The 25,928-nt window shown below is 73.1% G+C and carries 22 protein-coding genes; 12 read left to right on the forward strand and 10 right to left on the reverse strand.

Features of this window, described 5'->3' with window-relative positions:
* Nucleotide 1 precedes the first annotated feature (1 nt).
* The 3 genes from ASE20_RS13890 to ASE20_RS13900 all read right to left on the reverse strand — a co-directional run bounded on the left by ASE20_RS13890 (nt 2) and on the right by ASE20_RS13900 (nt 3,704).
* Complete coding sequence (locus ASE20_RS13890) at nt 2–1,558, reverse strand: carboxyl transferase domain-containing protein (protein WP_056895102.1); 1,557 nt, start codon at nt 1,556–1,558, stop codon at nt 2–4.
* 122 nt (nt 1,559–1,680) lie between these two features.
* The gene (locus ASE20_RS13895) at nt 1,681–2,847 is read right to left on the reverse strand and encodes a ScyD/ScyE family protein (protein ID WP_056895103.1); all 1,167 of its coding nucleotides are present in this window, start codon (nt 2,845–2,847) and stop codon (nt 1,681–1,683) included.
* Nucleotides 2,848–2,960: 113 nt separating this feature from the next.
* Nucleotides 2,961–3,704 carry a polysaccharide deacetylase family protein gene (locus ASE20_RS13900; RefSeq protein ID WP_200952799.1) on the reverse strand — a complete coding sequence of 248 codons (744 nt, stop codon included), beginning with the start codon at nt 3,702–3,704 and terminating at the stop codon, nt 2,961–2,963.
* 196 nt (nt 3,705–3,900) lie between these two features.
* Here ASE20_RS13900 and ASE20_RS13905 point away from each other — a divergent pair, with 196 nt between their 5' ends.
* The 7 genes from ASE20_RS13905 (at nt 3,901) to ASE20_RS13935 (ending at nt 10,464) form a co-directional block, all read left to right on the forward strand.
* Nucleotides 3,901–4,458 (forward strand): TetR/AcrR family transcriptional regulator, encoded by a 558-nt coding sequence (locus ASE20_RS13905; RefSeq protein WP_056895104.1) that lies wholly within the window; start codon nt 3,901–3,903, stop codon nt 4,456–4,458.
* Between the two features lie 60 nt (nt 4,459–4,518).
* Nucleotides 4,519–5,469: a class I SAM-dependent methyltransferase gene (locus tag ASE20_RS13910; RefSeq protein WP_082612385.1), complete on the forward strand. Its 951-nt coding sequence runs from the start codon at nt 4,519–4,521 to the stop codon at nt 5,467–5,469.
* Nucleotides 5,470–5,566: 97 nt separating this feature from the next.
* Complete coding sequence (locus ASE20_RS13915) at nt 5,567–6,700, forward strand: hypothetical protein (RefSeq protein WP_056895105.1); 1,134 nt, start codon at nt 5,567–5,569, stop codon at nt 6,698–6,700.
* Nucleotides 6,701–6,715: 15 nt separating this feature from the next.
* The gene (locus tag ASE20_RS13920; RefSeq protein ID WP_056895106.1) at nt 6,716–7,831 is read left to right on the forward strand and encodes a sensor histidine kinase; all 1,116 of its coding nucleotides are present in this window, start codon (nt 6,716–6,718) and stop codon (nt 7,829–7,831) included.
* The gene (locus ASE20_RS13925) at nt 7,828–8,556 is read left to right on the forward strand and encodes a LytR/AlgR family response regulator transcription factor (protein WP_056895107.1); all 729 of its coding nucleotides are present in this window, start codon (nt 7,828–7,830) and stop codon (nt 8,554–8,556) included. The genes ASE20_RS13920 and ASE20_RS13925 overlap by 4 nt, the downstream gene beginning before the upstream one ends.
* A gap of 10 nt (nt 8,557–8,566) precedes the next feature.
* A complete protein-coding gene (locus ASE20_RS13930; RefSeq protein WP_056895210.1) occupies nt 8,567–8,950 on the forward strand; it encodes a hypothetical protein in 384 nt (127 codons plus the stop codon).
* Complete coding sequence (locus ASE20_RS13935) at nt 8,947–10,464, forward strand: cation acetate symporter (RefSeq protein ID WP_056895108.1); 1,518 nt, start codon at nt 8,947–8,949, stop codon at nt 10,462–10,464. The genes ASE20_RS13930 and ASE20_RS13935 overlap by 4 nt, the downstream gene beginning before the upstream one ends.
* On the opposite strand, the gene ASE20_RS13940 is transcribed toward ASE20_RS13935, so the two are convergent.
* On the reverse strand, nt 10,465–11,943 hold the full coding sequence (locus tag ASE20_RS13940) for a calcium-binding protein (RefSeq protein WP_056895109.1): 1,479 nt from the start codon (nt 11,941–11,943) through the stop codon (nt 10,465–10,467).
* 299 nt (nt 11,944–12,242) lie between these two features.
* Between ASE20_RS13940 and ASE20_RS13945 the strand changes: the two genes are divergently transcribed.
* The gene (locus ASE20_RS13945) at nt 12,243–12,926 is read left to right on the forward strand and encodes an LpqN/LpqT family lipoprotein (protein ID WP_056895110.1); all 684 of its coding nucleotides are present in this window, start codon (nt 12,243–12,245) and stop codon (nt 12,924–12,926) included.
* Here the strand turns inward: ASE20_RS13945 and ASE20_RS13950 are convergent.
* A complete protein-coding gene (locus ASE20_RS13950; RefSeq protein ID WP_056895111.1) occupies nt 12,916–15,930 on the reverse strand; it encodes a BTAD domain-containing putative transcriptional regulator in 3,015 nt (1,004 codons plus the stop codon). The genes ASE20_RS13945 and ASE20_RS13950 overlap by 11 nt on opposite strands.
* Before the next feature lie 168 nt (nt 15,931–16,098).
* Here ASE20_RS13950 and ASE20_RS13955 point away from each other — a divergent pair, with 168 nt between their 5' ends.
* Genes ASE20_RS13955 through ASE20_RS13970 form a run of 4 tightly spaced genes read left to right on the forward strand, consistent with a single transcriptional unit; the run spans nt 16,099 to nt 19,323 of the window.
* Nucleotides 16,099–16,788 (forward strand): LpqN/LpqT family lipoprotein, encoded by a 690-nt coding sequence (locus tag ASE20_RS13955; RefSeq protein WP_056895112.1) that lies wholly within the window; start codon nt 16,099–16,101, stop codon nt 16,786–16,788.
* Complete coding sequence (locus ASE20_RS13960; protein ID WP_056895113.1) at nt 16,785–18,155, forward strand: neutral zinc metallopeptidase; 1,371 nt, start codon at nt 16,785–16,787, stop codon at nt 18,153–18,155. The genes ASE20_RS13955 and ASE20_RS13960 overlap by 4 nt, the downstream gene beginning before the upstream one ends.
* Nucleotides 18,143–18,436 (forward strand): hypothetical protein, encoded by a 294-nt coding sequence (locus ASE20_RS13965; protein WP_056895114.1) that lies wholly within the window; start codon nt 18,143–18,145, stop codon nt 18,434–18,436. The genes ASE20_RS13960 and ASE20_RS13965 overlap by 13 nt, the downstream gene beginning before the upstream one ends.
* A complete protein-coding gene (locus ASE20_RS13970) occupies nt 18,433–19,323 on the forward strand; it encodes a hypothetical protein (RefSeq protein ID WP_056895115.1) in 891 nt (296 codons plus the stop codon). Before ASE20_RS13965 ends, ASE20_RS13970 begins: the two co-directional genes overlap by 4 nt.
* A gap of 11 nt (nt 19,324–19,334) precedes the next feature.
* On the opposite strand, the gene ASE20_RS24360 is transcribed toward ASE20_RS13970, so the two are convergent.
* From ASE20_RS24360 to ASE20_RS13995, 5 genes are read right to left on the reverse strand one after another with little or no spacing between them, the layout of a single operon-like run.
* On the reverse strand, nt 19,335–20,096 hold the full coding sequence (locus ASE20_RS24360) for a sirohydrochlorin chelatase (RefSeq protein WP_162261019.1): 762 nt from the start codon (nt 20,094–20,096) through the stop codon (nt 19,335–19,337).
* Complete coding sequence (locus ASE20_RS13980) at nt 20,093–21,211, reverse strand: uroporphyrinogen-III synthase (RefSeq protein ID WP_225869121.1); 1,119 nt, start codon at nt 21,209–21,211, stop codon at nt 20,093–20,095. Before ASE20_RS13980 ends, ASE20_RS24360 begins: the two co-directional genes overlap by 4 nt.
* A 2-nt stretch (nt 21,212–21,213) precedes the next feature.
* A complete protein-coding gene (gene nirD, locus ASE20_RS13985; protein ID WP_056895117.1) occupies nt 21,214–21,606 on the reverse strand; it encodes a nitrite reductase small subunit NirD in 393 nt (130 codons plus the stop codon).
* A complete protein-coding gene (nirB, locus tag ASE20_RS13990) occupies nt 21,603–24,167 on the reverse strand; it encodes a nitrite reductase large subunit NirB (protein ID WP_056895118.1) in 2,565 nt (854 codons plus the stop codon). The genes nirD and nirB overlap by 4 nt, the downstream gene beginning before the upstream one ends.
* A 1-nt stretch (nt 24,168) precedes the next feature.
* Nucleotides 24,169–25,737, reverse strand: a complete 1,569-nt coding sequence (locus ASE20_RS13995) for an FAD-dependent oxidoreductase (RefSeq protein ID WP_056895119.1) — start codon at nt 25,735–25,737, stop codon at nt 24,169–24,171.
* Nucleotides 25,738–25,928 lie beyond the last annotated feature (191 nt).

Genomic DNA, 25,928 nt, shown 5'->3' on the forward strand with positions numbered 1-25,928 from the left:
ATCACATCCTGAAGATGCCGTAGTGGGGAGCCGGGGATTCCACGGCCGAGGTCACCTCGAGCGCCATGCCGAGGATCCGCCGGGTGTCGGCGGGGTCGATCACCCCGTCGTCCCACAGCCGCGCGGAGGCGTAGTAGGGCGATCCCTGGCGTTCGTACTGCTCGCGGATCGGTGCCTTGAACTCGTCGTCGTCCTCGCGGCCGGCGACGGTCGCGAGCACGTTGGCCGCCTGGTCGCCACCCATGACGGAGATGCGGGAGTTCGGCCACATCCACAGGAAGCGGGGGTCGTAGGCGCGGCCGCACATGCCGTAGTTGCCGGCACCGAAGGAGCCGCCGATCACGACCGTCAGCTTCGGCACGACCGAGCAGGCCACCGCGGTGACCAGCTTGGCGCCGTCGCGGGCGATGCCGCGGTTCTCGTACTCGCGGCCGACCATGAAGCCGGTGATGTTCTGCAGGAAGAGCAGCGGGATGCCGCGCTGGTTGCAGAGCTCGATGAAGTGCGCGCCCTTGAGGGCGGACTCGCTGAACAGGATGCCGTTGTTGGCGACGATGCCGACCTGGTGGCCGTGGATCCGGGCGAACGCGCAGACCAGCGTCTCGCCGTACAGCTGCTTGAACTCCTGGAAGCGGCTGCCGTCGACGAGCCGGCGGATGACCTCGCGGACGTCGTACGGCGTGCGGGTGCTCGACGGCACCACGTCGTAGATGGACTCGGGGTCCTCCAGCGGCTCCTCCACCTCGACGGCGTCGCGACGGGCGGGCGCCGGGAGGGTGTCGACGATGCCGCGCAGGATGCGCAGCGCGTGCGCGTCGTCGTCGGCGAGGTGGTCGACCACACCCGACTTGCGAGCGTGCACATCACCGCCGCCGAGGTCCTCGGCCGTGACGACCTCGCCGGTCGCGGCCTTCACCAGCGGCGGGCCGCCGAGGAAGATGGTGCCCTGGTTCCTGACGATCACGGTCTCGTCGGACATCGCCGGCACGTAGGCGCCACCGGCGGTGCACGAGCCCATCACGGCCGCCAGCTGCGGGATCCCGCGCGCCGACATGTTGGCCTGGTTGAAGAAGATCCGGCCGAAGTGCTCCTTGTCGGGGAACACCTCGTCCTGCATCGGCAGGAAGGCGCCACCGGAGTCGACGAGGTAGATGCACGGCAGGTCGTTCTCGGCGGCGATCGTCTGCGCGCGCAGGTGCTTCTTGACGGTCACCGGGTAGTAGGTGCCGCCCTTGACCGTGGCGTCGTTGGCGACCACGAGGCAGTTGCGGCCCTGCACCCGGCCGATGCCCGCGACGACACCGGCCGACGGGACGGCGTACTCGTCTCCGTCCTTGCCGTACATGCCGTACGCCGCCAGCGGGGCCACCTCGAGGAAGGGGCTGCCGGGGTCGAGCAACCCGTCGACGCGGTCGCGTGGCAGCAGCTTGCCGCGGTCGGTGTGCTTGGTGCGGGCGGCCTCGCTGCCGCCCTGCCGGACGCGCGCCAGGCGCTCGCGGAGGTCGGCGCTGAGCTCGCGCAGGCTCAGCTCGGTCTCGGTGCTCGGGGTCTCGGACACGTCGCTAGGTTAACGATCATTAACCTGCGGTGACAAGCCCCTACGCCGACCTCGTGCCGAGATGCCGGACGACCCCCGCTCGCCGGTCAGAGCGGGCGGGGGTCGGGTCTGGCTGCCGGGGCTCAGCGGGTGCGCAACAGCGCTCCCGGCCCGAACAGCGGCCCGGCGACGTAGACCGCGCCGCCGGCCGCGTCGACGCCGCCCGGCAGGACCAGCTGTCCGGCCAGCAGCTCCTTCCTCCACGTGTGGCCGTGGCGGCGCACCAGGCGGAACAGTCCACCCGCCTCCGCACCCGGCAGGCCGAGCTCGAACGCGAGCCAGCTCGCCTTCGACAGCTCCAGCGCGAGGACACCGTGCCGGTCCGCGGCGAGGTCGATGATCGAGGTCAGCCCGTCGGCATGGCGGCGGCAGGGACCACGCCGCGGGTGCTCGGGATCGCAGGTCGCGTTCGTCGTGCCCGGCCTGACCCGCCAGACCTGCGAGGTCCCGGGTGTGGCCGGGAAGCCGCGCAGCTCACCGACGTACCAGGCACCGTCGGCCCCGACCGTCACCGACGTCGCCACCGCCTCGGCGAGGATCGGCGTCCCGGCGGGCGGGAGCGGTCCGCCCTCCTCCGGGGGGACGTCGGGCAGGCCCGCGGGGACCTCGACCCGCCGTGGCGCGAGGCGCGCGACGGTGCGGATGTGTCCGTCGGGCCAGACCCGGAGCAGGTCGTTGCCGGCCGCGTCGGCCACCAGCACGGTGCCGTCGCGCAGGGCCGCCAGGCCGAAGGGGTTGCTGTCCTCCGGGAACCCCTCCTGGTCGTCGGGGTCGGGGTCGGTGGCCTGGTACGCCGCGATGTCGGCCACCGGCCGCGGCGCGGACCAGCCGCGACGCCACTTGAACAGCGTGGCTCCGGCGGCCGGTTCGGACGGCGCGGCGGCGGCCGTGCTTCGCAGCGTGGACGCGGCCTCCTCCGGAGGCGGTCCCGCCGCGCCCGTGAGCAGGAAGACGGTCCCGTGTCGTCCCTGGGCGATCGCAGGCGGGAAGTCCGTCGCCAGGTTGCCGAGCGGTACGACGAGGGCGGGCTGCCCGCGGCGCTCGACCACGAGGCTGAAGTCGCCCCCGGTCTCGGTGACGAGCGTGCGGCCGCGCCCGAGGGCGTCGACGCCGCGGGGACCGTCGAGCTCGGCGACCGTGCGCGCCGGCGGGCTCTGACCGCCGGGGCTGCCGACCACCGCGGGGGCGCCGGCCGCGGCGAGAGCGACGGCGACCGCCGCCGTCCCGAGCCGGGCAAGGGTCGTGTTCATGGTGCTCTCCTCCGCTGTCAGAGAAGGACTGGTTCCTCCCCCGGTCCTGCCTAGCAGCGGCGGATGGGCGGGTCATGCCCGATCTGGATGAGGTTCGCTCCCGAGGCCCGGCATCAGCAGTCGAGCAGGCCGAACCGGTAGCCCCGGGCCTGCAGCCGCGTGATCACCCGCTCCAGCGCGGCGACGGTCTGGCTGCGGTCGCCACCACCGTCGTGCATCAGGATGCGCGCTCCGGGCTCGACCTCGCGCAGGATGCGCCGCACGATGCGATCGGCACCGGGCCGCGCCCAGTCCTGTGGGTCCACGGTCCAGAGCATCACCCGCTGCCCCCGCGAGCGGATGACCTCGTCGACGCGGGCGTCGTGGGCGCCGTACGGCGGCCGGACGCAGCGGGGCCGCTCCCCCAGGGCCCGCTCGGTGCGGTCCAGCTGCGCGCGGATCGCCCGTCCCCGCAGGGTGGTGAGGGAGGCGTGGTTCCAGGTGTGGTTGCCGATCAGGTGGCCCTCGCGTCGTACCCGGCGCACCAGGCCGGGGTGCGCGGCGACACTGGTGCCGACCTCGAAGAAGACCGCCTCGATGCCGTGGCGCCGCAGGATGTCGAGCACCTGGGGCGTCCAGCGCGGGTCGGGACCGTCGTCGAAGGTGAGGTAGACCGTCCCGCGGTACGGCACCCGGGCAGGCGGTACGTCGGGCGCCACCGGCCGGTGGTGCTGCGGCTCCACCTCGGCCCCGGCCGCGCGAGCCGTCGGCGCGACCGCGTCCGAGATCGGCCTCGGCACGCGCTCGGCGAGCGCCGCCCCGAGCACCAGGGCCACCATCGCGGCGAGCACCACGAGCCACTTCCGACGTACGCGCACTGCTGACAACTCCCTCATCGATTCCTGCTGGCAAGGACACAGACGCCCCAACCGGCTGGTTGGTTGTCGTCCGGCCGCGGCGGCGGTCGTCCAGGCCATGTCGGGCAACGATCGGTGGATGCCGAAGTCGTCCGGTGTGCGCGCCGGGCGGCTTCGGCGCCGCCAGGCATTGCCCGACATGCCCTAGCCTTCGGGCGTGGGTGAGTCGCGACGCGAGCAGATCCTGGCCACCGCGGCCGACCTCTTCGCGGCGCGCGGCTTCCACGGCGTCTCCGTCGCCGAGCTCGGCGCGGCGTGCGGCATCTCCGGCCCCGCGCTCTACAAGCACTTCCCGTCGAAGCAGGCGATGCTCGCCGAGATGCTGACCTCGATCAGCGAGCACCTGCTGGCCGTCGGTCGCGAGCGGGTGGCCGCGGCCGGGGGCGATCCGGCCGCTGCCCTGCGCGGCCTCGTCGACTGGCACCTCGAGTTCGCGCTGTCACGACGGTCGCTGATCGTCGTGCAGGACCGCGACTGGGAGTCGCTGCCGGCGGAGGCCCGCGAACAGGTACGGCGGCTGCAGCGCTCCTACATCGGGCTCTGGGCCGACCAGCTGCGGACCCTCAGCCCCGACCTGGACAAGGCGGGCTCGCACGCGATGGCGCAGGCGGCGTTCGGGCTGCTGAACTCCACGCCCCGTGCCGGCCACGGGATCCCCGACGCCCGGCTGCACGACCTGCTGGGATCGATGGCGCTGGCGGCCCTCGGGGTGTGATGCCCGACGGTGCAGGCGTGCCTCCGCCGTGAGGCGGGCCGCCCGCCGTACCCTCGGCCCATGGCCACCGACGACACCTCCCCGACCCCGGCCGCGCTCAGCTTCGGAGCGGTGGCCGAGGCCTACGACCGTGGACGCGCGGGCTACCCGCGTGAGGCCGTGGAGTGGCTGGTCGGCGAGGAGCCGCTGACGGTGCTGGAGCTCGGCGCGGGCACGGGCCGGCTGACCGAGCACCTGGTCGCGCTGGGCCACGACGTGCACGCGACCGACCCCGACCCGCGGATGCTCGACCGGCTCGCGCTGCGGCTGCCGGAGATGCGGGTCTCGCAGACGTCGGCCGAGGAGATCCCCGCGGCCGACGCGACCTACGACGTCGTCGTCGCTGCGGACGCGTTCGAGTGGTTCGACCACGAGAGGGCGCTGCCCGAGATCGCACGCGTGCTCAAGCGGGGCGGCACCTTCGCGATCATGCGCAACGTCCGCGACGAGCGGATCCCGTGGGTCAAGCGGCTCGGCAACCTGATCGGCCACCACACCACGGGCATGGGAGCCGGCGACGAGCTCGAGGCGTCGCCGTACTTCGGTCCTGCCGACGAGGCGACCTTCAAGCAGTGGCACGTCATCGACCGCTCGTCCGTGCAGGACCTGGTCCGCTCGCTCCCCGACGTCGCCGGCCTCGAGCGCACCGGCCAGGAGTCGCGGGTGCGCGAGGTGCTGGCGTTCTACGACGACTTCGGCCGCGGCATGGACGGCATGCAGCTGCCCTACGTCACCGAGTGCTTCCGCGCGGTCGTCGGCATCCAGCCGAAGACGATCCGGCAGGACGCGCTCGTCCAGGCCGGTCCGGCGGCGCCTGCCGCGTCCGGCGACGACACGGCCACCCCCGAGCAGCCGAGCGGCTACGTCGGCGAGGACACCGTGCCGATCTCCGCCGGCGGTGCTCCGGTGCCGCCCGCCGTCGAGCCGCCGGCCGACGACGACTCCGGCATGCTGCTCATCGACTTCCGCTGACGCCGGCCGGCGCGGCTCCCGGGCCGGACGTCGTGCGAAGTGGTCGCCCGAGCGACCCGTCCGCATGACGCAACCCGGCTCCGGGCGTTGGTCACGCATGGGCAGGTGGTCGGCTCTCCTCGCGGCGGCGCTGTTCCTGACCGCGTGCACCACGACAGGCGGCTCTCCCGCGAGCCCCGACGCCCCCGTCGTCCCCGTCCCTCCGGCACAGCCGGCCGGGGGCGCGTACGGCCGCCTGATGGACGCCGACGGGAACTCGGTCCCGGGTGGCGCGGTCACGCTGACGCAGCCCTTCGACGACAACATCGTGCTGCTGTCGGTGCGCCTGGTCTCGCTCGGCACGTTCTGCCTGATCCCCGACGCCGGCCTGTGCCCGTCGGCCCACGGCGCCGACGTGTCCGACGACGGGCTGTGGAGCGTGCCGGCCGACGAGGTGGAGGAGGGCAAGGCACTCAGCCTCGGCGGGCGGGGCCTCGCCCCGGAGGGCGGCCTGGGAGCGTTCACATCGGTGTCCGTGCCGAACGGCCGCCCGCCGGTGCACGTGCCCGACATCGTGCTCTGGCAGCCGGAGGTGCGGGTCGCCGGCAACGCCGTCACCTGGCCGGCGCTGACGGGCGTGCCCCACGGCCCCCGGGTCCGGTACGACGTCTACGTGGTCCCCGACGCGGGTCCCGGGGCCGTCGGCGACCCGGAGCCGGTACGGGTGGCGACCGGCGTGCGCCGTACCCGGGCGGTGGTGCCGGGCTGGCAGGTCGAGGACGAGGACTACCGGGTGACGGTGGTGGCGAGCACCCGACGCGGCCGGGCGGCGTACGTCTACACCGCGCCGTCCGCCGACGGCACCGGCACGAGCACGCCGCTGTCCCGTGGCCGGCCCTGCTCGACCGATCGGGGCGGGCGGCAGGTCGCCGCCGTGGGGACGTGCCCGCTGACCGACGGTGACCTGGTCCGCCACGAGCAGGTCCGGCTGCGCGGCGAGTGCTCCGTCGACCGGAGCAGCTGCCGCCCACCCCGCCACACCCGGATCTGCGTCGACCTCGGCCGCTCCCAGCCCGTGCGGCGGGTCGTGGTGCGCTCACCGTTCGACCCGGCCGACCGGGTGGTCGAGGTGTCGGGCGACGGCCGGAGGTTCCGGGACTGGCGGCCGGGCGACGCCGGGCGGTGGGTGTGCGTGCGGAGCAGCCGCTACGGCTTCTCCGGTGCGGTGCTCTCCGAGATCTCCGCCTGGTAGGGGAATGATGGGGACATGGCGAGGCTGTGGCGGCGCGGGCACCTCGGCAGCGATGCCGACCGGGCAGCCTTCCGCGCGCTCCACCAGGCCTCCCTCGCCTCACCGGCACTGCGCGAGGGCCTGACCGCCGCGAGTGCGGAGCGGGCGATCCGGCACCTGCGCACCCTGCTCGGCACCCCCGCCCTCGCGATCACCGACACCGAGGCGGTGCTGGCGTGGGACGGCGTCGGGGCCCACCACCTCGACCAGGCGGCGGTCGTCGGGCTGCTGGCCATCGAGAAGGGCAGCACACGGACCGTCGACCGCTCCCAGCTGGGCTGCTCGGAGCCGGGCTGCCCGGTGCGGACCGGTGTGGTCAGCCCGCTGGTCGTCGAGGGCCGGGTGCTCGGGACGGTCCAGGCGTTCTCGCCGACGCCGACCGCCGGCCTGGTCCGGGCGACCGAGGAGGTCGCGGAGTGGGTGTCCGGGCAGCTCGCGCTCGCCGAGCTGGACGCCCACCGCAACCGGATGATCGAGGCGGAGGTCCGGGCGCTGCGGGCCCAGATCAGCCCGCACTTCGTCTACAACTCCCTCAACGCGATCGCCAGCTTCGTGCGCACCGACCCCGACCGCGCCCGCGAGCTGCTGCTCGAGTTCGCCGACTTCACGCGCTACTCCTTCCGCCGCCACGGCGAGTTCACGACCCTCGCCGAGGAGCTCAACTCCATCGAGCGCTACCTGCTCCTCGAGCAGGCACGGTTCGGCGACCGGCTCCAGGTCACGCTCAACGTCGCGCCGGAGGTGCTGCCGGTCGTCGTACCGTTCCTCTGCATCCAGCCGCTCGTGGAGAACGCCGTCCGGCACGGGCTCGAGGGCGCCGACCAGACCGGGCTGCTCACCATCAACGCCCACGACCGCGGGCACGAGGCGCTGATCGAAGTCGAGGACAACGGTGTCGGCGAGGACCCGGACAAGGTACGCCGCGCGCTCGCCGGCGACGCCTCCCTCGACTCGGTCGGTCTCGGCAACGTGGACGCGCGGCTGCGCGCGACCTTCGGTGACGACTACGGTCTCGTCGTGGAGACCGCTCCAGGCGCCGGGACCAAGGTGATCGTCCGCGTGCCGAAGTTCGCGGCAGGAGTCTCGGTGTGAGCGCGCTCAGGGTGCTCGCGGTCGACGACGAGCGGCCCGCTCTCGACGAGCTGACCTACCTGCTCGACGCCGACCCGCGCGTCGGCGAGGTTATCGCCTGCCAGTCCGCCACCGACGGCCTGCGGATCCTGCGCGAGCGCGAGGTCGACTGCGTCTTCCTCGACATCCAGATGCCCGGTCTCAGTGGGCTGGAGCTCGCCGAGGTGCTCGGCCGGTTCAAGCAGCCGCCGCCGGTCGTCTTCGTCACCGCGCACGAGAAGCACGCGGTGGACGCCTTCGACCTGCACGCCGTCGACTACGTCCTCAAGCCGGTACGCCCCGAGCGCCTGGCCGAGGCGGTACGACGGGTGCTCGCCTCCACCGCACCGCCCGCCCCCGAGCCCGACACCCAGGTCGCCGTCGAGCGCGGCGGCGTCACCCGTTTCGTGGACCGTGGCGACATCACCCACGTCGAGGCCCACGGCGACTACGCCCGCCTGCACACCACGTCCGGCGAGGCCTACCTGGTGCGGGTGCCGCTGACGACGCTCGAGGAGGAGTGGGCGCCGGCCGGCTTCCACCGGATCCACCGCTCGCTGCTGGTGGCGCTCGGCCACGTCACGGAGGTGCGCACCGATGCCGGCCGCACGTCGGTCATGGTCGGCGCCACCGAGCTGCCCGTCAGCCGCCGCCACACCCGAGCCCTGCGCGACGTGCTGGTCCGGCGGGCGGGTGCTCGCCAGTGAGTGGCCCCCGGTGACCGAGCGGGTCCGGGTCACCGGTCCGCCCCGGCACCAGGCCGCGGGCCGGGCGTCGAGCCGGCTCGGCGACGTCCACGAGCAGACCGCGCTCGGCGACGTCTACCTCCGCTCCCTGCTCCGCGAGCAGCTCGGGCTGGCCCTCACCGTGCTGACAGCGCTCACATCGACGCTCGGCGTGCTGCCGCTGGCCTTCCACCTGTGGCCCTCGCTGAGCTCGGTCGCCGTGGTGGGGGTCCCGCTGGCCTGGCTGGTGCTCGGCGTCCTCGTGTACCCCTTCCTCCTGCTGCTCGGCTGGCGCTACGTGTGCCGCGTCGAGCGCAACGAGCGCGACTTCGCCGACCTGGTCGGCGGCGGGTCCGACGAGCCGGAGACGCCGTGAGCACGGACGCCGTCCCCGGACTGGTCGCGGTCCTCGCGGTCACGGTCGCGACGGTCGCGATCGGCACCTGGGGCCTGCGCTTCTCGCGGACGACGAGCGACTTCTTCGTCGCCTCCCGCACCGTGCGCCCACGACTCAACGCCTCGGCGATCGGCGGCGAGTACCTCTCCGCCGCATCCTTCCTCGGCATCGCCGGACTGCTGCTGGTCGGCGGGGCGGACATGCTCTGGTACCCCGTCGGCTGGACCGCCGGCTACCTCGTGCTCCTCGTCCTGGTCGCCGCTCCCCTGCGGCGCTCCGGGGCCTACACGCTGCCGGACTTCGCGGAGGCACGGCTCGGCTCGGGTTGGGTGCGGGCGGCATCGTCCCTGCTCGTGGTCGGCGTGGGCTGGCTCTACCTCGTGCCGCAGTTCAAGGGCGCCGGCATCACCCTGGAGTCCGCCATCGGCGCACCCGCCTGGGTCGGCCCGGTGATCGTCGGCCTGGTGGTGCTGGTCAACGTGATGTCCGGCGGGATGCGGTCGATCACCTTCGTGCAGGCCTTCCAGTACTGGCTGAAGCTGACCGCGATCCTGCTGCCGGCGATGGTGCTGGTCATCGTGTGGTGGGGCGACGGATCGCCCGGCGCGTCGGCGCTCTCGTCGGGCCCGGGCTGGTCGGACCCGGTCGCCGGGGGCGGCGGGATCGGCCTCTACTCGACGTACTCGCTGATCATCGCGCTCTTCCTCGGCACCATGGGCCTGCCCCACGTCGTCGTGCGCTTCTACACCAACCCCGACGGCCGCGGCGCCCGTCGCACGACGCTCGCCGTGCTCGCACTGCTCGGCCTGTTCTACGTGTGGCCTCCGGTGTACGCCGCCCTCGGCCGTGTGTACGGCGACCAGCTCGTCCGCGACGGCCACGCCGACGTGCTGGTGCTGGAGCTGCCCCGCCTGATGCTCCACGGCTTCGGCGGTGAGCTGCTGACCGGGCTGGTGACCGCCGGCGCGTTCGCCGCCTTCCTCTCGACTGCTTCGGGCCTGACGATCGCGGTGTCGGGCGTGCTCACGCAGGACGTCACCACCCGGCTGGTGGGCGAGCGGGCCTCGGTGGCGACGGCGTTCCGGCTCGCGACGGCGATCGCGGTCGTCGTACCGCTGCTGGTGGCGCTGGTCGTCGGCGAGGTCGGTGTGGCCCAGTCGGTCGGCCTGGCCTTCGCCGTCGCCGCGTCGACCTTCTGCCCGCTGCTGGTGCTCGGCATCTGGTGGCGTGGGCTCACCGACGCCGGCGCGCTGGCGGGCCTGGCAGCCGGCGGGCTCGGTGCCGGTGGGGCCGCCGTCCTGAACCTGGCCGGGGTCGATGCCCCCGGCTGGACCGGCGCACTGCTGGCCCAGCCGGCCGCGTGGAGCGTGCCGCTCGCGTTCGCGGTGATGGTGACCGTGTCGCTGGCGACGGCCGGGCGCGCACCCGCGCACGCCCGGCGGTTCCTGGTGCGCCTGCACACGCCCGAGACGCTGGGCGCCGGTCGCTCCTGATCAGGGCAGGTCGGGGACCACCGGCCCCAGCGTGAACTCCCACTCCCGGTAGAACCCCGGAGCGAATTCCATCCGTGAGCCGCCGCTGAGCGTCGGGGACTCGGGGTCGCGCGGTGCGTCGATGACGCGGCCGCCCGTGAACAGCGACGCCAGGTGGGTGCGCTCGCTGGTGGGGCAGACCATCGTCACCTCGAGCAGCTCGGGACCGCTCATCTCGAAGTAGAAGGTGTCGCCGCCGGGCGCCACCCGGAGGTCGGCGAACAACGGCTCGTCCAGAGCCTCGAAGCTGCCCGCCCGCCGGAAGGTGCAGGAGCCGGTCCCCGTTGCGCTGTACTCCCCGCTGAACGTCTCGAGCTCGTAGAACACCTGTCCGTCGAAGTCCTGCTGCTTGACGAGGGTGACCTGGAGGTTCCAGGTCACGTCGTCGACGAAGCCCGCCCCCCGGTCGTTGTAGGTACGGCCGGAGAGGATGCCCGTCCACCGCTCGGGGAGACCGACGCCCTGACAGGACTTCTCGACCTCGGCCTCGCAGAGGTCCGGATCCGTCGGCGAGTTGACCTGACCGCCCGGGGAACCGCCGTTGCAGACGTCCGCACCCGGGCCGCCGTCGCACGTGTCGACGCCGAAGCCTCCGTTGAGCTCGACGTCGTCGCCGCCGGCCGCCGAGATGACGTCGTTGCCGTCACCGCCCGTGATGCGGTCGGCACCGGCGCCGCCGTACAGCCGGTCGTCGCCGGTCCCGCCGTCGAGGATCGAGCGGTCGAACGCGGTCTTCATCAGGTCGTTGCCGGCGTTGCCGTGGATCGTCTGGCCGTCGTCACCGGTGACGATCGTGTCATTGCCGTCCTCGCCGAAGCCGAAGCCACCGGGGCCCGGCCCGAGGGTGAGCTGGTCGGCGCCCGGACCGCCCCGAAGCACGTCGGTGCCGTCGCCGCCGTACACCTGGTCGTTGCCGGAGCCGCCGGTCACCAGCTTGTCGGCGCCGCCGTTGGCGCGGACGTGGTCGTTGCCGCTGCCACCGTCGATGACGTCGGGATACGGGCTTCCCTCGATCCGGTCGTTGCCGGCGCCGCCCTCGAACAGCGTCAACCGCTTCGACGAGCGGAGGAGGTCGTCGTGGTTGCCGCCGTAGAGGCCGATGTCGTCGGCCTGGGCGACGATCGTGTCGCGACCGTCGTCCCCGTACAGCAGGCCGCCGTTGCCGGCGCCCGACAGGATCGTGTCGTTGCCGGCGCCGCCGCAGATGATGTCGGCGCCGCCGCGGCCGTTGACGACGTCGTGGCCGCCGCGGGCCACGATCACGTCGCGGCCGTTGGTGCCGTTGATCTTCTGGGAGGCGTTGGTCCCGACGATGGTCGCCTTGACGCCGGCGCAGCGCGGCGTCGCGGCGTCGGCACTGCTGCTGATGCCGATGCTCGCCGGGACCACGAGGGCCGCGACGAGCGCGGGGTGCAGGAGGAAGGGGAGTCTTCTGGTCATCCTCCGAGCCTCGACCTGCCCGCTTGGAATCGGCTTGCGACCGGCTTGGAGCGGCCCGGCGACGGTCAGGCTGCGGCCACGACAGGGGTGGCGACCGCGCGCCCGCTCGAGTGAGTTTCACCGGCCGGCCGGTGAAACTCACGCTGGGACGACGAAGCTTCCTCGTCCCAGCGTGAGTTTTGTCGTCCAAGGTCGACCAGGACGTCCGATGCTCGGGCCGACGGTCGACCGCAAGCGAACTCCAAGCGCGCCTCCCTAGCGTCCTCCACGCACTGATCCGGACCGCGGAGGAGAACCCCGTGAAGCACCCTGCCCGCCACCTCGCCGCACCCGCGGCCCTTCTGCTCGCCCTGGTACTGGCGGCGTGCGACGACGAGCCCGGGGCCCGGGCCGCCAACGTGAGGACCAGCGCTGATCCGACGGAGACGCCCGGGGCGCAGACCGATGAACCGGACGCCTCCGGCGACCCGACCACGATCCTCGAGTACCTCCAGCAGGGCGGCTTCGAGCAGACCGCCCTCGGTCCGGACGACGGCGGCCCGGTCGTCGCACTGCCCGAGCTCGACGGCTGGAGCCCGAGCGACGACTACGCGAGCGAGGCGTCGTACGGTGCGCTGGTCCACGACGCCGCCTCCGACGCCACCCAGCCGCCCAGGGTTCTCGTCCTGCTGGCCCGGATCGACGGAGGCGCCGACCCGGCACGAATCCTGGAGCTCGCCCCCGGCGAGCTGCTGGGCCTCGACGGCTACACACCCATGGACGAGGGCGAGTCCAGCACCCTCGGCGCGTACGACGCGGTCCAGGTCTTCGGGACCTACTCCAACGGCGGGCACGAGCTCGTGATCGCGCAGAAGACCGTGGTGATCCCGCACGGCGACGAGCTCCACGTGCTGCAGGTCAACGCCTACGCGCCGCCGGCCGAGGTCGACGTGCTGGTCACCGCGCTGAGCGAGATCGACGCGACGACCACGATCACGCCGTAGCAGTGGGTGCGGCCAGTGCGGCCGCCCGCTCGGCGATCGCGCCGGACCAGGCCTGCTCACCGGTGGCCCGGGCGACCCGGGCGGCGCGCTGCACCAGCTCCCGGGCGGCGTCGAGGTCGCCGTGGGCGGCCTCGATGTCGGCGATCAGGGCGAGCAGGAAGGGCGTCATGACCCGGGTGCCGTCGAAGGTGTAGTCCTCCAGCGCCTGCCGTACTACGAGCCGCGGATCGTCCTCCCCCGGCTCGCCCGACAGCGTGCGTGCCCACACCGCGATGATCCGTGCGACGGCGGCCCACTGCTCGCTGCCGGCGGCGACGAAGTCGCGGTCGACGCCGTCGGCCAGCTCGGCGGTGCCGTCGAGGCGACCGAGGATGGCGGCACTCTCGACGACGGCGATCCGCGCGACGAGGACGTCGAACAAGCTGTTGCGGGCGTGCGCGAGCTCGAAGGCGTGGCGGATGTGGGCGTCGCACTCCTCGGCGCGACCGCGACAGGCCTCGCCGAGCGCCATCCAGCACAGCACCCGCGGGTGGAAGAAGTGCAACGGGTCGGTCAGCGTCTCGGGCGGCGCGAAGGTGTCGAGCATGTGCTGCCCGGCGCTCACCAGCTCGTCGACGTCGCCCCGCAGCGAGGCACTCATCACCTGCACGATGTGGCTGACGAGCCCGATGTCGGGATCACCCGTCCGCAGGTGCTCCTCGTGCAGGCCGGCGCCGATCACCATCGCCTCGTCGATCCGGCCGTGCGCGACCAGCACCTGGCACTGCATCGCGACGGCGCTGTAGAAGCTGCGCCCCTTGAGGTCCTGACCGATCTCGAACGCCCGCCGGACCGACTCCGTCGCATCCGCGCCGGCCATCCCGCCGACGATCGACTGCGCGCCGGCGAGGTGCAGCCAGAGCGTCACCTGCCGGTCCAGGTACGCCGGCTCGGCGGGCAGTCGTTCGCAGACCTGGATCGCCTTGCGGGTCAGGTCGACGATGTCGGCGTACGCCGAGCGGTCCATCGCCCGCCGGACGGCGCCCTCCACGAGGGCGAGCGCCACCACCGGATCCAGCTCGGTGCCCGCCTGCCAGGCGTGGTCGGCGGTCGAGATCGCCAGCTCGTACGGCGAGGACGCCAACCCGGGCGCCCGCCGGGCCGCGATGGCAGCGTGCACACGGGACCGCTCCGCGCCGGACAGCTGGGCGAGCAGCGCGTCACGGAGCAGGCCGTGGCTGAACCGGAGGGCACCCGGCCGGTGGGACAGCTCGTCGACCAGTCCGGCCTGCCACGCGGGCTGCAGGCGCGCGCGCACCGCGGAGATGGGCAGGTCGACGACGTCGGCCAGGTCGGCGACCGCGAACTCCGGACCGATCACCGCCGCCGCCTCGAGCACCCGCCGGCAGGCGGGATCGAGCGCGTCGAGGCGTCGTCCGACGACCCCGACGACCGTGCTCGGGACCGTCGCGCCGGCGTCGGCGCCCGCCAGGCTGCGCGCCATCTCCTTGACGTAGAAGGGGTTCCCGCCGGCCCGGCGCCACACCTCGGCCGCCACCCCGGAGGCGACCGGGGCGCCGGCCGTCGCCTCCACGAGGCTCACCGCCGCGGCCTCGTCGAGTCCGCCGAGGTGGACGACGCCGCGGTCGCAGGACCGGGCCAGGCGGTCGAAGGCGGCCCGGTTCATCGGCCGCTCGGAGCCGAACCAGGTCCACGTCCCGACCACCTGCACCGGCAGGCGGGGGAACTCCGCGGCCACGAGGGCGAGCACGTCGAGGGACTCCTCGTCGGCGTGCTGGAGGTCATCGACCACGACGACCAGTGAGGCGTGCGCGGCGAGGATCCGCAGCGCGGTGACGATCCCCTCGACGAGGGCGAAGCCGGACGCCGGGGCGCGTTCGTCGACGGCACCGGTGTCGTCCCACTCGGGGACCAGCGCGGCGACGAGGTCGGGCGCCTCGGCCAGCACGGCCTTCCGCCCAGCCTCTCCGGCCGCACTCCCGGCCTGGCGCAGGACCTGTATCCACGTCCACAGCAGCGGGAGACGCACCCCGCTGGGGTGTCCGGCCCACGCCACGACGGCTCCCGCGGCTCGCGCCCGGTCGGTGGCGACCTGCACCAGCGCGGTCTTGCCGATCCCGCTCTCCCCGGTCACGAGCATCAGGCCGCCGCCCGCGGCGACGCCGACACCCGTGACGAGGTCCAGCTCGGCGTCGCGTCCCACGAACAGCGGCGGTACGACGGCCACGGGCCGCGCGACCGGCGACGCGGGCGCCTCCTCCCGGACCTGCCGCAGCACGGCACGCAGCCCCTCCCCCGGCGACGCACCGACCTCCTCCTCGAGGACGGCCGTGGCCCGGTCGAAGGCGCGCAGGGCATCGGCGGTCCGGTGCGCCTGGTGCAGGGCGAGCACCAGATGTCCCCAGAGCCGCTCCTGCAGCGGGTGCTCGGCGACCGCCGCCTCGAGCTCCGGCACCAGGTCGGCGCCGACGCCGAGCTGCAGCCCGGCGTCGAAGCGGGCCTCGACGGCAGCAGCGCGGAGGGCCTCGAACCGGATCGCCTCGGTCGCGGCGAACTCCTGCGCCGCGAACTCCCCGAACGGGTCGCCCTGCCACAGCGCGAGGGCAGCGACCAGGTCGTCCTCGGCTGCCCGGGCATCGCCCCGGACCAGGGCGGCTCGTCCGGTCACGACGAGGTCCTCGAAGCAGAACAGGTCGACGGTGTCGCCCTCGAGCAGGTCGAGCTGGTAGCCGTGCGGGCGCGAGACCAGCCGCGCGGGGCCCGCACCACCGGCGGTCGCGTCGAGCACCCGGCGCAGGTTGGCGACGTACGAGCGGACCGAGGTCAGCGTCTTGGCCGGCGCGGACTCCGCCCACACCGCGTCGACGATGCGGTCGACGCTGACCACCGATCCGCGGTGGGCGAGGAGGACGGCCAGCACGCAGCGCTGCTTGGGGCCTCCGAGCGCCAGGGGCGTTCCGGCCTCGCTGGCGGCCACGGCGCCCGACAGGAAGTAGTCGACCATCTCTCCCGATCCACAGCACGACGTACGGGTCCCCCGGCTCGAACCCTAGCGAGGCCGCCGCCCGCGCAGGCCGGTTCCAATCAGATTCCAAGCGCCCTACCTAGATTCCTCGTCAGTCGCAGCGTCGTGGGGGCGCTGCGGCGTGCCCCCATCCCCCCAGGAGCCCCCGTGAAGAAGCCGTCCCGCCTTGCCGTCGTCCCGACCGTCCTGCTCCTCGCCCTCGGCCTCGCGGCCTGCGGTGACGACAAGACGGATGCGGACGCCAGGAAGACGCCCAGTGCGTCCCCGACCAGCAGCTCCCCCTCGGCCGACGACAGCAGCGAACCACCCGCCGCAGAGCCGACGACGATCCCCGAGTACCTCGAGCAGGCCGGCGTCCAGCAGACCCTCCTCGACCGCGAGAACGACGAGATCGCCGTCGAGATCCCCGTCCCCGACGGCTGGAGCCCGACCGACGCGTACGCCGACGCCGCGTCGTACGGCGCCATCGCGTTCGACGGCGCCGCCGACGCGAACGACCCGCCGCGGGTGCTGGGCATCCTCGCGCGGCTGGACGGCGACGCCGATCCGGCGAAGATCCTCGAGTACGCACCCGGCGAGCTGCAGGCCCTGGAGGGGTTCACCCCGATGAACATGGGTGGCGACGCCAGCACCCTCGGCGGGTTCGACGCGGTCCAGCTCGGTGGCACCTACACCGACGGCGGCCAGGAGCTCGTCGTCGCCCAGAAGACCGTGGTCATCCCGGCCGAGTCCGCGCTCTACGTGCTGCAGCTCAACGCCTACGCACCGAGCGCCGAGCTCGACGCCCTGGTGGCCGCGATGAAGGTCATCGACGAGCAGACCACGATCACGCCGTGAGGACCGCCCTGACCACTCTGCCGGTACTGCTGGCCCTCGGCCTCCTCGCCGGATGTGGCGGAGGCGGCGGCGGGACCGCGTCGACCGACGAGAAGTCGTCCGACCCCACCGCGTCCCCCGCCGCCGCCATCGAGATCTCCGGTGACGCGTCCGCGCCCGTGAACGCCCTGGCCATCAAGGCGATCGGCGACCTGCAGTCGTTCTGGAAGGACGCCTTCCCCACGCTGTACGGCACCGACTACACCGACGTCGACGGCGGTCTCTACGCCCTGACGCCGGACTCGACCGAGGGTCCGGAGTGCGCGTCGAGCTATGCCGACGTGCAGGGCAACGCCTTCTACTGCAAGCTCGACGACTCGGTGGCCTGGGACGCCGACGAGCTGTTGCCGGACCTCCGGGAGAAGTACGGCGACTTCGTCATCCCGATCGTGCTGGCCCACGAGTGGGGCCACGCCCTGCAGCAGCGGTCCGGCTTCTTCGACCAGAACCAGCTGACCGTCTCCTCCGAGCTGCAGGCGGACTGCTTCGCCGGCGCGTGGGCGCAGCACGCCCAGGAGTCCGGTGCCTTCGACGTGACGGCTGCCGACCTCGACACCGCACTCGCCGGCATCCTGGACCTGCGCGACACCCCCGGCACGAACAGCATGGACCCCTCCGCGCACGGCAGCGGCTTCGACCGCGTCAGCGCCTTCCAGGACGGCTTCGACCAGGGCGTCGCCCGGTGCAAGGGGCACGCGGACGGCGAGCCCGCCGTGCTGGAGCTGCCGTTCAACGACGCGGCGGACGAGGCCCGCGGCGGCGATGCGCCGTACGACCAGATCATCTCCGGCGTGCCCTACGACCTCGAGGACTTCTGGTCGCAGCTCTACCCCGAGCTCGCCGACGGCGAGAGGTGGACGCCCCTCAAGGGCTACGAGCCGTTCGACCCCGCGAACGCGCCGCCGTGCGGCGACGCCGACACCTCGACGTACGTCCTCTTCTACTGCGTCCCCGACGACTACGTCGGCTTCGACAACGTCACCGACATGCCCCGCATCTACGAGCAGGGCGGCGACTACGCCGTCGCCACGCTGCTCGCGACGCAGTGGGGCCTGGCCGCGCTCGCGCGTGCCGGCGTCGAGGTGGACGAGAAGGAGGCGACCCGGATCACCGACTGCTTCGCCGGCGGCTACACGGCCAGCGTGATCCTCCACAACCGGGCGAAGACCAGCAGCTACAGCATCTCGCCGGGCGACCTCGACGAGGGCATCAAGGCGCTGCTGGTCTTCCGCGGTCCGGGCGACTCGGACCGCCAGGGTGCCGGCTACGACCGGGTGAAGGCCTTCCGGCAGGGCGTGCTGGACGGAGCGTCGTCGTGCCTCCGGTGACGCCCGAGCAGACGCCGGCACCCACGCCGCCGGAGCAGACGACGGCGCAGTGGGTGCTGGCCGCGGCCCACCCGCGGTTCCTGCTCGAGCTGGCGGCCGGCTACCCGGTCGTGCTCAAGCAGTTCGTCCAGCTCTGCCTGCTGCTCACCTATCCGGGCTGGTTGTTCTTCCTCGCGATGTACCTGCCGGTCTGGGTCGTCGGGAAGATCCTGTACGGCGTGCTGTGGGTGCTGTTCTGGCCGCTCCGCGCCTCGCAGAAGCGCGACGAGCCGGCGCCGTGATCGGTCGCAGGGGTCCGGTCCTCGAGGTCGGCCCGGGCCCGTACCGCGCCGGCGACACGGTGGCCGCCACGGTGGTGGTCCCGCGGTCGATCGAGGGCATCCACGCGGCGCGGGTCGAGCTCGGCTACGTCAACGGCTTCCGGCACGTGTGGGTCGGTGCCGCCGCCGACAGCGGCCCGGGGACGACGAAGGACGCTCACGCCTGGGTGCCCGTCGTCGACCGGCCGCTCGACGCGACCGGCGGCGTGCTCGTCGAAGGACGGCACCTCGCCGCCTTCCAGGTCCCGGCCGGGGCACCGGGCTCGTCCGGGACCGCCGGACCCCACCACCGCACCGTCGCTTGGCAGGTCCGGCTGCGGATCGAGCGCCGCGGACGGGACGTCGCCGTCGACGTACCGCTGACCGTGGTGGTCGCCGCACCGGACCCGGCACCCGAGCGGGCCGACCTGCCGCTGGTCCAGGGCGAGCGCAGGACGGCCGACTCCGTGCTGTTCGACATCGCCGCCGAGCGCACCTGCTACCTCCCCGGCAGCGAGGTCCGCGGCGTGCTCGGGCTGACCTCACGCGACCCGGTCGCACGCACCGCGCTGGTGGCCGCGTGGTTCCAGGAGCTGCTCGACTCGCACCCGCTCGAGAAGGTGCCCCCGACCGGCGCCAGCGAGGCCCACCTGCCGCGGCCGATGATCCCCGTCGCGAAGGGCGTGTCGCTGGTCCAGGGACGTCGCGTGGAGCTGCCGTTCACGCTGCCGCTGCCGACCGGCATCGACCCGACCACCGACGCCGTGCACTCCTCGCTGCGCTGGAACGTCGAGTTCAAGGTCGAGTTCTCCGGCCTGACCGGCGAGATCGTGCGCGCGCGGCTGCCGATCGTCGTGCACACCGCCTGACCCGGCCGGCGTCAGGCCTGCACGAGCTCTGATGCCAACGAGCCCGCCCGCGCGCAGACCAGGTCGACCAGCAGCGGATGCGGGCCGATCACGTCGGCGACGACGCTCGCGCCGGCGGCGAGGGCGTCGTGGCGGGCCTTGCGGTGGAAGTACCCCGTCGCCATCAGGTACGGCGACACCGCGTCCCCGGCGCGCACGACGTCGTGCAGGCGCGGGCCCAGCCCCGACAGGGTGGCGAGGCGGACCGGTGCCTCCCAGGCGTCGGCGAGCAGCGCAGCCGCTCCCTCCAGGTCGGCGGTGGCGAGCGGGTCCGAGGAGCCGGCCGCCACGAGGACGACCGGCTGGCCGGGGACGGCGCCGGCGGCGCGCAGGCGGTCGACCTGGGCACGGGCGAGCAACGGGTCGGGCCCGAGGCTGCTGCCGAGACGCACGAGGCCGGGGTCCGGCGAGCCGAGCACGGCGGCGGGGAGGTCGTGGCGCAGGTGGTAGCCGGTGGAGAGCAGCAGCGGCACGACCACGGTCGGGGCGCAGACGCCGGCGGCCACGTCGGCGAAGAGGGGCGCGCACAGCTCGACGTAGGACGTCGTGGCGGGCACGCCCAGACGCAGGCCGGCCGCCTCGGTGACGGCCGCGGCGACGAGGTTGCCGGCCGCCGTACGCGTCCCGTGGGCGACCGTGATCAGCCGCGCGGGGCTCTTGACGGAGCTTGCGTCATAGTCTCCGTGGGCTTGAGCCCACGGAGACAATGACGTCAGCTCGGGCGTTCTCGTCACGAGGTCACCGCCAGGCGGTACCCGCGCTTCACGACGGTCTGGATGCAGCGGGTGCCGAGCGCGGCGCGGAGCCGGGCGACGGCCATCTCGACGGCGTGCTCGGAGCCGGCGGTGCCGGAGGGCAGCGCGCCGAGCAGGTCGCGGCGCGAGACCACGGTGCCGGGGTTGACCAGCAGCGCCTGCAGCACGGCGTACGGCGCCGGCGACAGCTTCACCTCGACGCCGTCGAGCAGCACGTCGTCGCCGTGGAGCAGCAGAGTGTGACCGGCGACCTCGAGCGAGGTGCCGGCGGCGCGCGAGGGCAGCTCGGTCTCGAGCTGCTTGACCATCGCGGCCAGGCGCGAGCGCTCGGGGTAGATCGAGGGCACGCCCCACATCTCGAAGGCGGCGGCGGTGACGGGTCCGACGCAGGAGGCGACGACGTCGGCCTGGAACGCGGTGACCAGCTCGTCGCGGTGGCCGGTGGAGCCGGCGGCGTCCATCATCGCGGCGATCGCGGGGGCGGCGGTGAAGGTGACCGCGTGGACGCGGCGTTCGGCGATCTGCTCGATCAGGCCGAACATCGGCTCGGGGTCGGCGGCACCCTCGACGCGGTAGACCGCGACGGTGGTGACCTCGGCGCCCAGCCGGCGCAGTGCGTGGGCTGCCATGGACAGCGACTGGCCGTGCTCCTGGACGACGATCCGGACGCCGTCGAGGCGACGGCCGCGCAGGTGGCCGAGCACGTCCTCGAACGCCTCGGACTCCGGCGCCCACAGCTCGCGCAGGCCGAACCGGCGCAGCGCACCGACGCTCTTGGGCCCGCGCGCCAGGATCTCGGCCGAGCCGAGGTGGGTCACCAGGTCGTCGAGCAGACCCCAGCGCTCGGCGGCCGTGAACCACGACTTGAGCCCGATGCCGGTGGTCGCGACGAAGATGTCGACGGGCTGCGAGAGCACGTCCTTGGTGGCCGCGAGCAGGCCGACCTCGTCGATGCGGTTCGGGTCGACGGACAGCGCAGGCGCGTGGATCACCTCGGCGCCGCGGCGTTCCAGCAGGCTGATCTGCTCCTCGGCCCGGCGCGCAGCCGTCACCCCGATCCTGAATCCGGTGAGGGGCTGCTCGCTGGTCGGCACCGTCACAGTGTCTCGCACTGCGGGGGTCGGGCGGCACCCACGAGGACCACGCCGTCGACCACCCGGACGTCGTACGACGGGACGGCCACCGTCGGGTCGTCGAGGCAGACCCCCGTGCGCAGGTCGAACGGCTGCTTGAGCAGCGGGCTCGCGACGAACGGGACCTGCTCCTCGCCGGCCTCCGCGACGACCGTCCTCGTGCCGACGATGCCGCGCGAGAGCACGGACGCCTTGCCGAAGGGGTCGAAGTTCGAGAGCGCGAACACCTCGTCGTCGTAGGTCCGGAAGACGGCGACGGCCGAGCCGTCGACGAGCGCGGTCACGCCCGACTCGGGGCGGATCTGGTCGAGCCGGCACACCACCGTCTCGGTGCCGGTCTGGGCCTCGGTCGTCATCGGGGGCCTCCCACCGGGATCGTGGCGCCCAGGGACACCGGTCCTTCGTTGTTGGCGGCCTGGATCTGGCCGCGCTCCTCGCGGAAGGTGATGTTCGGGTCCGGCGTGCCGGGCGCGTTGACGAAGGACACGAAGCGGGCGAGCTTCTCCGGGTCCTCGATCGTGGCCTTCCACTCGTCGAAGTACGAGTCGACGTGGCTGTCCATCGCCGCCTCCAGCTCGGTGCCGAGACCGAGGCTGTCGTCGACCACCACCTCGCGGATCCGGTCGAGGCCGCCGATCGCCTCCATCCAGTACGACGTGCGCTGCAGCCGGTCGGCGGTGCGGATGTAGTACATGAGGAAGCGGTCGAGGTACTTGATCAGGTCCTCGCGGGACAGGTCGCCGGCGAGCAGCTGGGCGTGGGCCGGGATGGCGCCGCCGTTGCCGCACACGTAGAGGTTCCAGCCCTTCTCGGTGGCGATGATGCCGAAGTCCTTCGAGCGCGCCTCCGCGCACTCGCGGGCGCAGCCGGAGACCCCACCCTTGATCTTGTGCGGCGAGCGCAGGCCGCGGTAGCGCAGCTCGAGCTCGATCGCCATGCCGACCGAGTCCTGCACGCCGTAGCGGCACCAGGTCGAGCCGACGCACGACTTCACGGTCCGCAGCGACTTGCCGTAGGCGTGGCCGGACTCCATGCCGGCGTCCACGAGCCGCTTCCAGATGGCCGGCAGATCCTCCATCCGGGCGCCGAACAGGTCGATCCGCTGGCCGCCGGTGATCTTCGTGTAGAGGCCGTAGTCGCGGGCCACCTCGCCGATCACGATCAGCTTGTCGGGCGTGATCTCGCCGCCGGGGATGCGCGGGACGACGGAGTAGGTGCCGTTCTTCTGCAGGTTGGCGAGGTAGGCGTCGTTGGTGTCCTGCAGCGTGGCCAAGCTGTCGTCGAGGACGTGGTGGTTCAGCAGGCTGGCGAGGATCGAGGCGACCGCCGGCTTGCAGATGTCGCAGCCGCGGCCCTTGCCGTGGCCCTCGATGATGTCGTCGAAGCGGTTGTAGCCATGGACGGCCACGACCTCGAAGAGCTCCTGGCGCGTCATCGCGAAGTGCTCGCACAGCGACCGGTCGACGACCTTGCCGGTGGCGGCGAAGTGGTCCTCGACGATCTTCTTCACGACCGTCTTGCAGGAGCCGCAGGTCGCGCCGGCCTGGGTGCACTTGGTCACGCACGCCGGGCTGTCGCAGCCGCCGTCCTCGGAGACCGCGGCGAGGATCTCCCCCTTGGTCACGTTGTTGCAGGAGCAGACCTGCGCCTCGTCGGGAAGCCCGATCTCGATGCCGCCGCCGCGACCGGCCGGGAGGATGAGCTCCTCCGGGTTGTCCGGGAGCGCCATGCCGCTGCCGACGAGCGGACGCAGCACGCCGTACGCCGACGCGTCGCCCACCAGGATGCCGCCCAGCAGCTCGAAGCCACCGGTCGCGTTCTCCAGGACGACGAGCTTCTTGTAGATGCCGGCGACCGCGTCGGCGAAGACCAGCTCGAGGCAGTCGTCCGTGGTGCCGAAGGCGTCGCCGAAGGACGCGACGTCGACGCCGAGGAGCTTGAGCTTGGTGGACATGTCGGCACCCGTGAAGGCCCCGGCCTCGCCACCGAGCAGGGTGTCGACGACGACCTCGGCCATCGTGTAGCCCGGGGCGACCAGGCCGTACATCCGGCCACCCGGCGCGGCACACTCGCCGATCGCCCAGACGTGCTCGTCGGAGCTGCGGCACTGCTCGTCGACCAGGACGCCGCCGCGCTCGGCCGTCTCGATGCCGGCTGCTCGGGCGATCGCGTCGCGGGGACGGATGCCGGCGGAGAAGATCACGATGTCGAGGGGCAGCGTGTCCTCGTCCTTGAACTTGATGCCCGAGACCTTGCCGTCGGCGTCGCCGTCGATCAGCTCGGTCATCACACCGGTGTGCACGGTCAGGCCGAGCTCCTCGATGTGCCGCTTGAGGGTCGCGCCGCCGGCGTCGTCGACCTGGACCGCCATCAGGCGCGGCGCCATCTCGACGACGTGGGTCTGCACGCCCAGCTGGTGCAGCGCGTTGGCCGCCTCCAGGCCGAGCAGGCCGCCGCCGATCACCGCGCCGGCCCGGGCACCCTTCGACGCCTCACGGATCGCCTCGAGGTCCTCGATGGTGCGGTAGACGAAGACGTTGCCCAGGTCCTTGCCGGGCACCGGCGGGACGAAGGGCGCGGCGCCGGTGGCGAGCACCAGCTCGTCGTAGCGCAGCGTCTCGCCGTCGGCGAGGGTCACCGTCTGCTCGGTCGCGTCCATCGCGACGACCTCGGTGTCGATCCGCAGGGTGACCCGCGGGTCGTCGTACACGCCCCCGGGGAGGTACGACAGCGCCTCCGCGCCGACCTCGAAGAAGGACGTCAGGGCCACGCGGTCGTACGCCGGGCGCGGCTCCTCGCCGAGCACGACGATGTCGTGGGTCTCGGTGAGCCCGCGCTCGATCGCGGCCTGCACGAAGCGGTGGCCGACCATGCCGTGGCCGACGACGACCAGCTGCTTGCGGAGGTGCGGTGCCATGTCAGGACCCCTTCTGGGTGGTGGCCAGGGCAGGGCTCGGGGTGCCGAGCAGCTGCCTGACGGTCGAGGCGCAACCACCGCAACCGGTGGTGGCGCGCGTGGTGTCACGGACCTGCTCGAAGGACGAGCAGCCGCGGATCCGGCCGGCGGTGACGCCCGCGCAGGCGCACACCTCGGCATCGTCGGGGAGGGTGAGGGCAGCACTGCCCTCGTCCGCCGTGCGCTCCGGCATCAGCAGGTTCCCGGGCTCACGGGGGCCGAGGACCGTCTGCCGGTCGAAGTGCTGGGTGATCAGGCCGACGCGCGACAGGTCGCCGACCAGGGTGGCCGCGACGATCCGGCCGTCGCGGACGACGAGCCGGCGGTGCGAGCCGGAGATGGGGTTCGAGACCTCGACGACCTCACCACCGGCAGCGACCTCGCGGTCGGCGTCGCCGAGCACGGCGACGTCGAGGTCGGTCGCACGGAGCCGGGCGACGATGCGGGCGCCGTCGTACTTCACGGCCTCGTCGCACAGGATGCCGGCGAGGATGCCGGCCTGCTCCCAGGCGGGCGGGACGAAGCCGGTGGTGCGGCCGTCGTGCTCCACACAGTCGCCGAGGGCGTGGATGCCCGGGTCGGTCACGCTGGCGAGGCGGTCGTCGACCACGATCCCGCGGCGGACCTCGAGACCGGCGCCCCGTGCCAGCGCGGTCGACGGACGGCCGCCCGCGGTGAGCACCAGCAGGTCCGTGTCGAGGGTGAAGCCGTTGTCGAGGCGCAGCGAGACCCGGCCCGGGTTGCGCGGCAGCGGGTCGAGGACCCGCACTTGTCCTTGGCCGATGGCCTGGCCGAGGAGACCCGCACCGTCCGACGCGTCGTTGATCCGGATGGCCCGGGCACCGGTGTAGACCGCGACCCCGAGCTTCTTGAGGTCACGCGCCAGGATCCGCCCGGCGGCGCTGGTGATCTGCTGGTGCAGCAGGTGCTCGGCGCCCTCGACGATCTCGGTGTCGAGGCCGCGCGCGCCCAGCGCCCGCGCCACCTGCAGGCCGAGGAGGCCGCCGCCGACGACGACCGCGCGCCGGTTGACCGGGCGGCCGTCCTCGTCGGTCGTCTCGATCGCCTCGAGCAGGCGCTGGCAGTCGCCGAGGCTGCGGAAGGCGTGCACCGCGTCGTGCAGCGAGCCGTCCATCCGGACCAGGCCGCGGATCGGCGGGAGCGTGGGGATGCTGCCGGTCGCGAGGACCAGCACGTCGTACTCGATGAGGGTGCCGTCGACGAGCATCACGTCACGGTGGTCGCGGTCGACGCCCAGCACCCGGGCGCCCAGGCGCAGGTCGACGCCGTGCTCGGCGTACCACTCCGGGGAGCGCAGGGTCAGCGCCTCGGGGCGGTGCGTGCCCTCGAGGACGGCGGAGAGCAGGATCCGGTTGTACGGCGCCACGGGCTCGTCGCCGAGCACGGTCACGTCGTACAGCTCGGTGGCCCGGCGGGCCACCAGCTCCTCGACGAGACGGGTCGTGGCCATGCCGGAGCCGACGACGACGAGCCGCTGGCGCGGCTCCTCGGGGCGGTGGCTCTCGGTCATGTGTCCATGGTGGTCGCCGGAGATTTCGCGTCCCGGCGCTCGTGCCGCACCCCGAGGTCAACTAGTCCTCACAGCCTCACCAACCTCACGGGATCACGCCGTGAAGCGCGTCACGGCCACGTAAACCCGCCGGCCTCCCGGGGGCCACGCGGTGGTGTTCACCTCGGGTCCACCACGCGGCCATGCTGCGC

Source organism: Nocardioides sp. Root240, assembly GCF_001428825.1.
Taxonomy (GTDB): domain Bacteria; phylum Actinomycetota; class Actinomycetes; order Propionibacteriales; family Nocardioidaceae; genus Nocardioides.

What these genes read in the sequence shown, in the direction of transcription:
- ASE20_RS13940 (WP_056895109.1), bottom strand. Translation starts at nt 11,943, where the DNA reads ATGACCAGAAGACTCCCCTTCCTCCTGCACCCCGCGCTCGTCGCGGCC.
- ASE20_RS13910 (WP_082612385.1), top strand. Translation starts at nt 4,519, where the DNA reads ATGGCCACCGACGACACCTCCCCGACCCCGGCCGCGCTCAGCTTCGGA.
- nirB (WP_056895118.1), bottom strand. Translation starts at nt 24,167, where the DNA reads ATGGCACCGCACCTCCGCAAGCAGCTGGTCGTCGTCGGCCACGGCATG.
- ASE20_RS13895 (WP_056895103.1), bottom strand. Translation starts at nt 2,847, where the DNA reads ATGAACACGACCCTTGCCCGGCTCGGGACGGCGGCGGTCGCCGTCGCT.
- ASE20_RS13950 (WP_056895111.1), bottom strand. Translation starts at nt 15,930, where the DNA reads ATGGTCGACTACTTCCTGTCGGGCGCCGTGGCCGCCAGCGAGGCCGGA.
- ASE20_RS13920 (WP_056895106.1), top strand. Translation starts at nt 6,716, where the DNA reads ATGGCGAGGCTGTGGCGGCGCGGGCACCTCGGCAGCGATGCCGACCGG.
- nirD (WP_056895117.1), bottom strand. Translation starts at nt 21,606, where the DNA reads ATGACGACCGAGGCCCAGACCGGCACCGAGACGGTGGTGTGCCGGCTC.
- ASE20_RS13915 (WP_056895105.1), top strand. Translation starts at nt 5,567, where the DNA reads ATGGGCAGGTGGTCGGCTCTCCTCGCGGCGGCGCTGTTCCTGACCGCG.
- ASE20_RS13995 (WP_056895119.1), bottom strand. Translation starts at nt 25,737, where the DNA reads ATGACCGAGAGCCACCGCCCCGAGGAGCCGCGCCAGCGGCTCGTCGTC.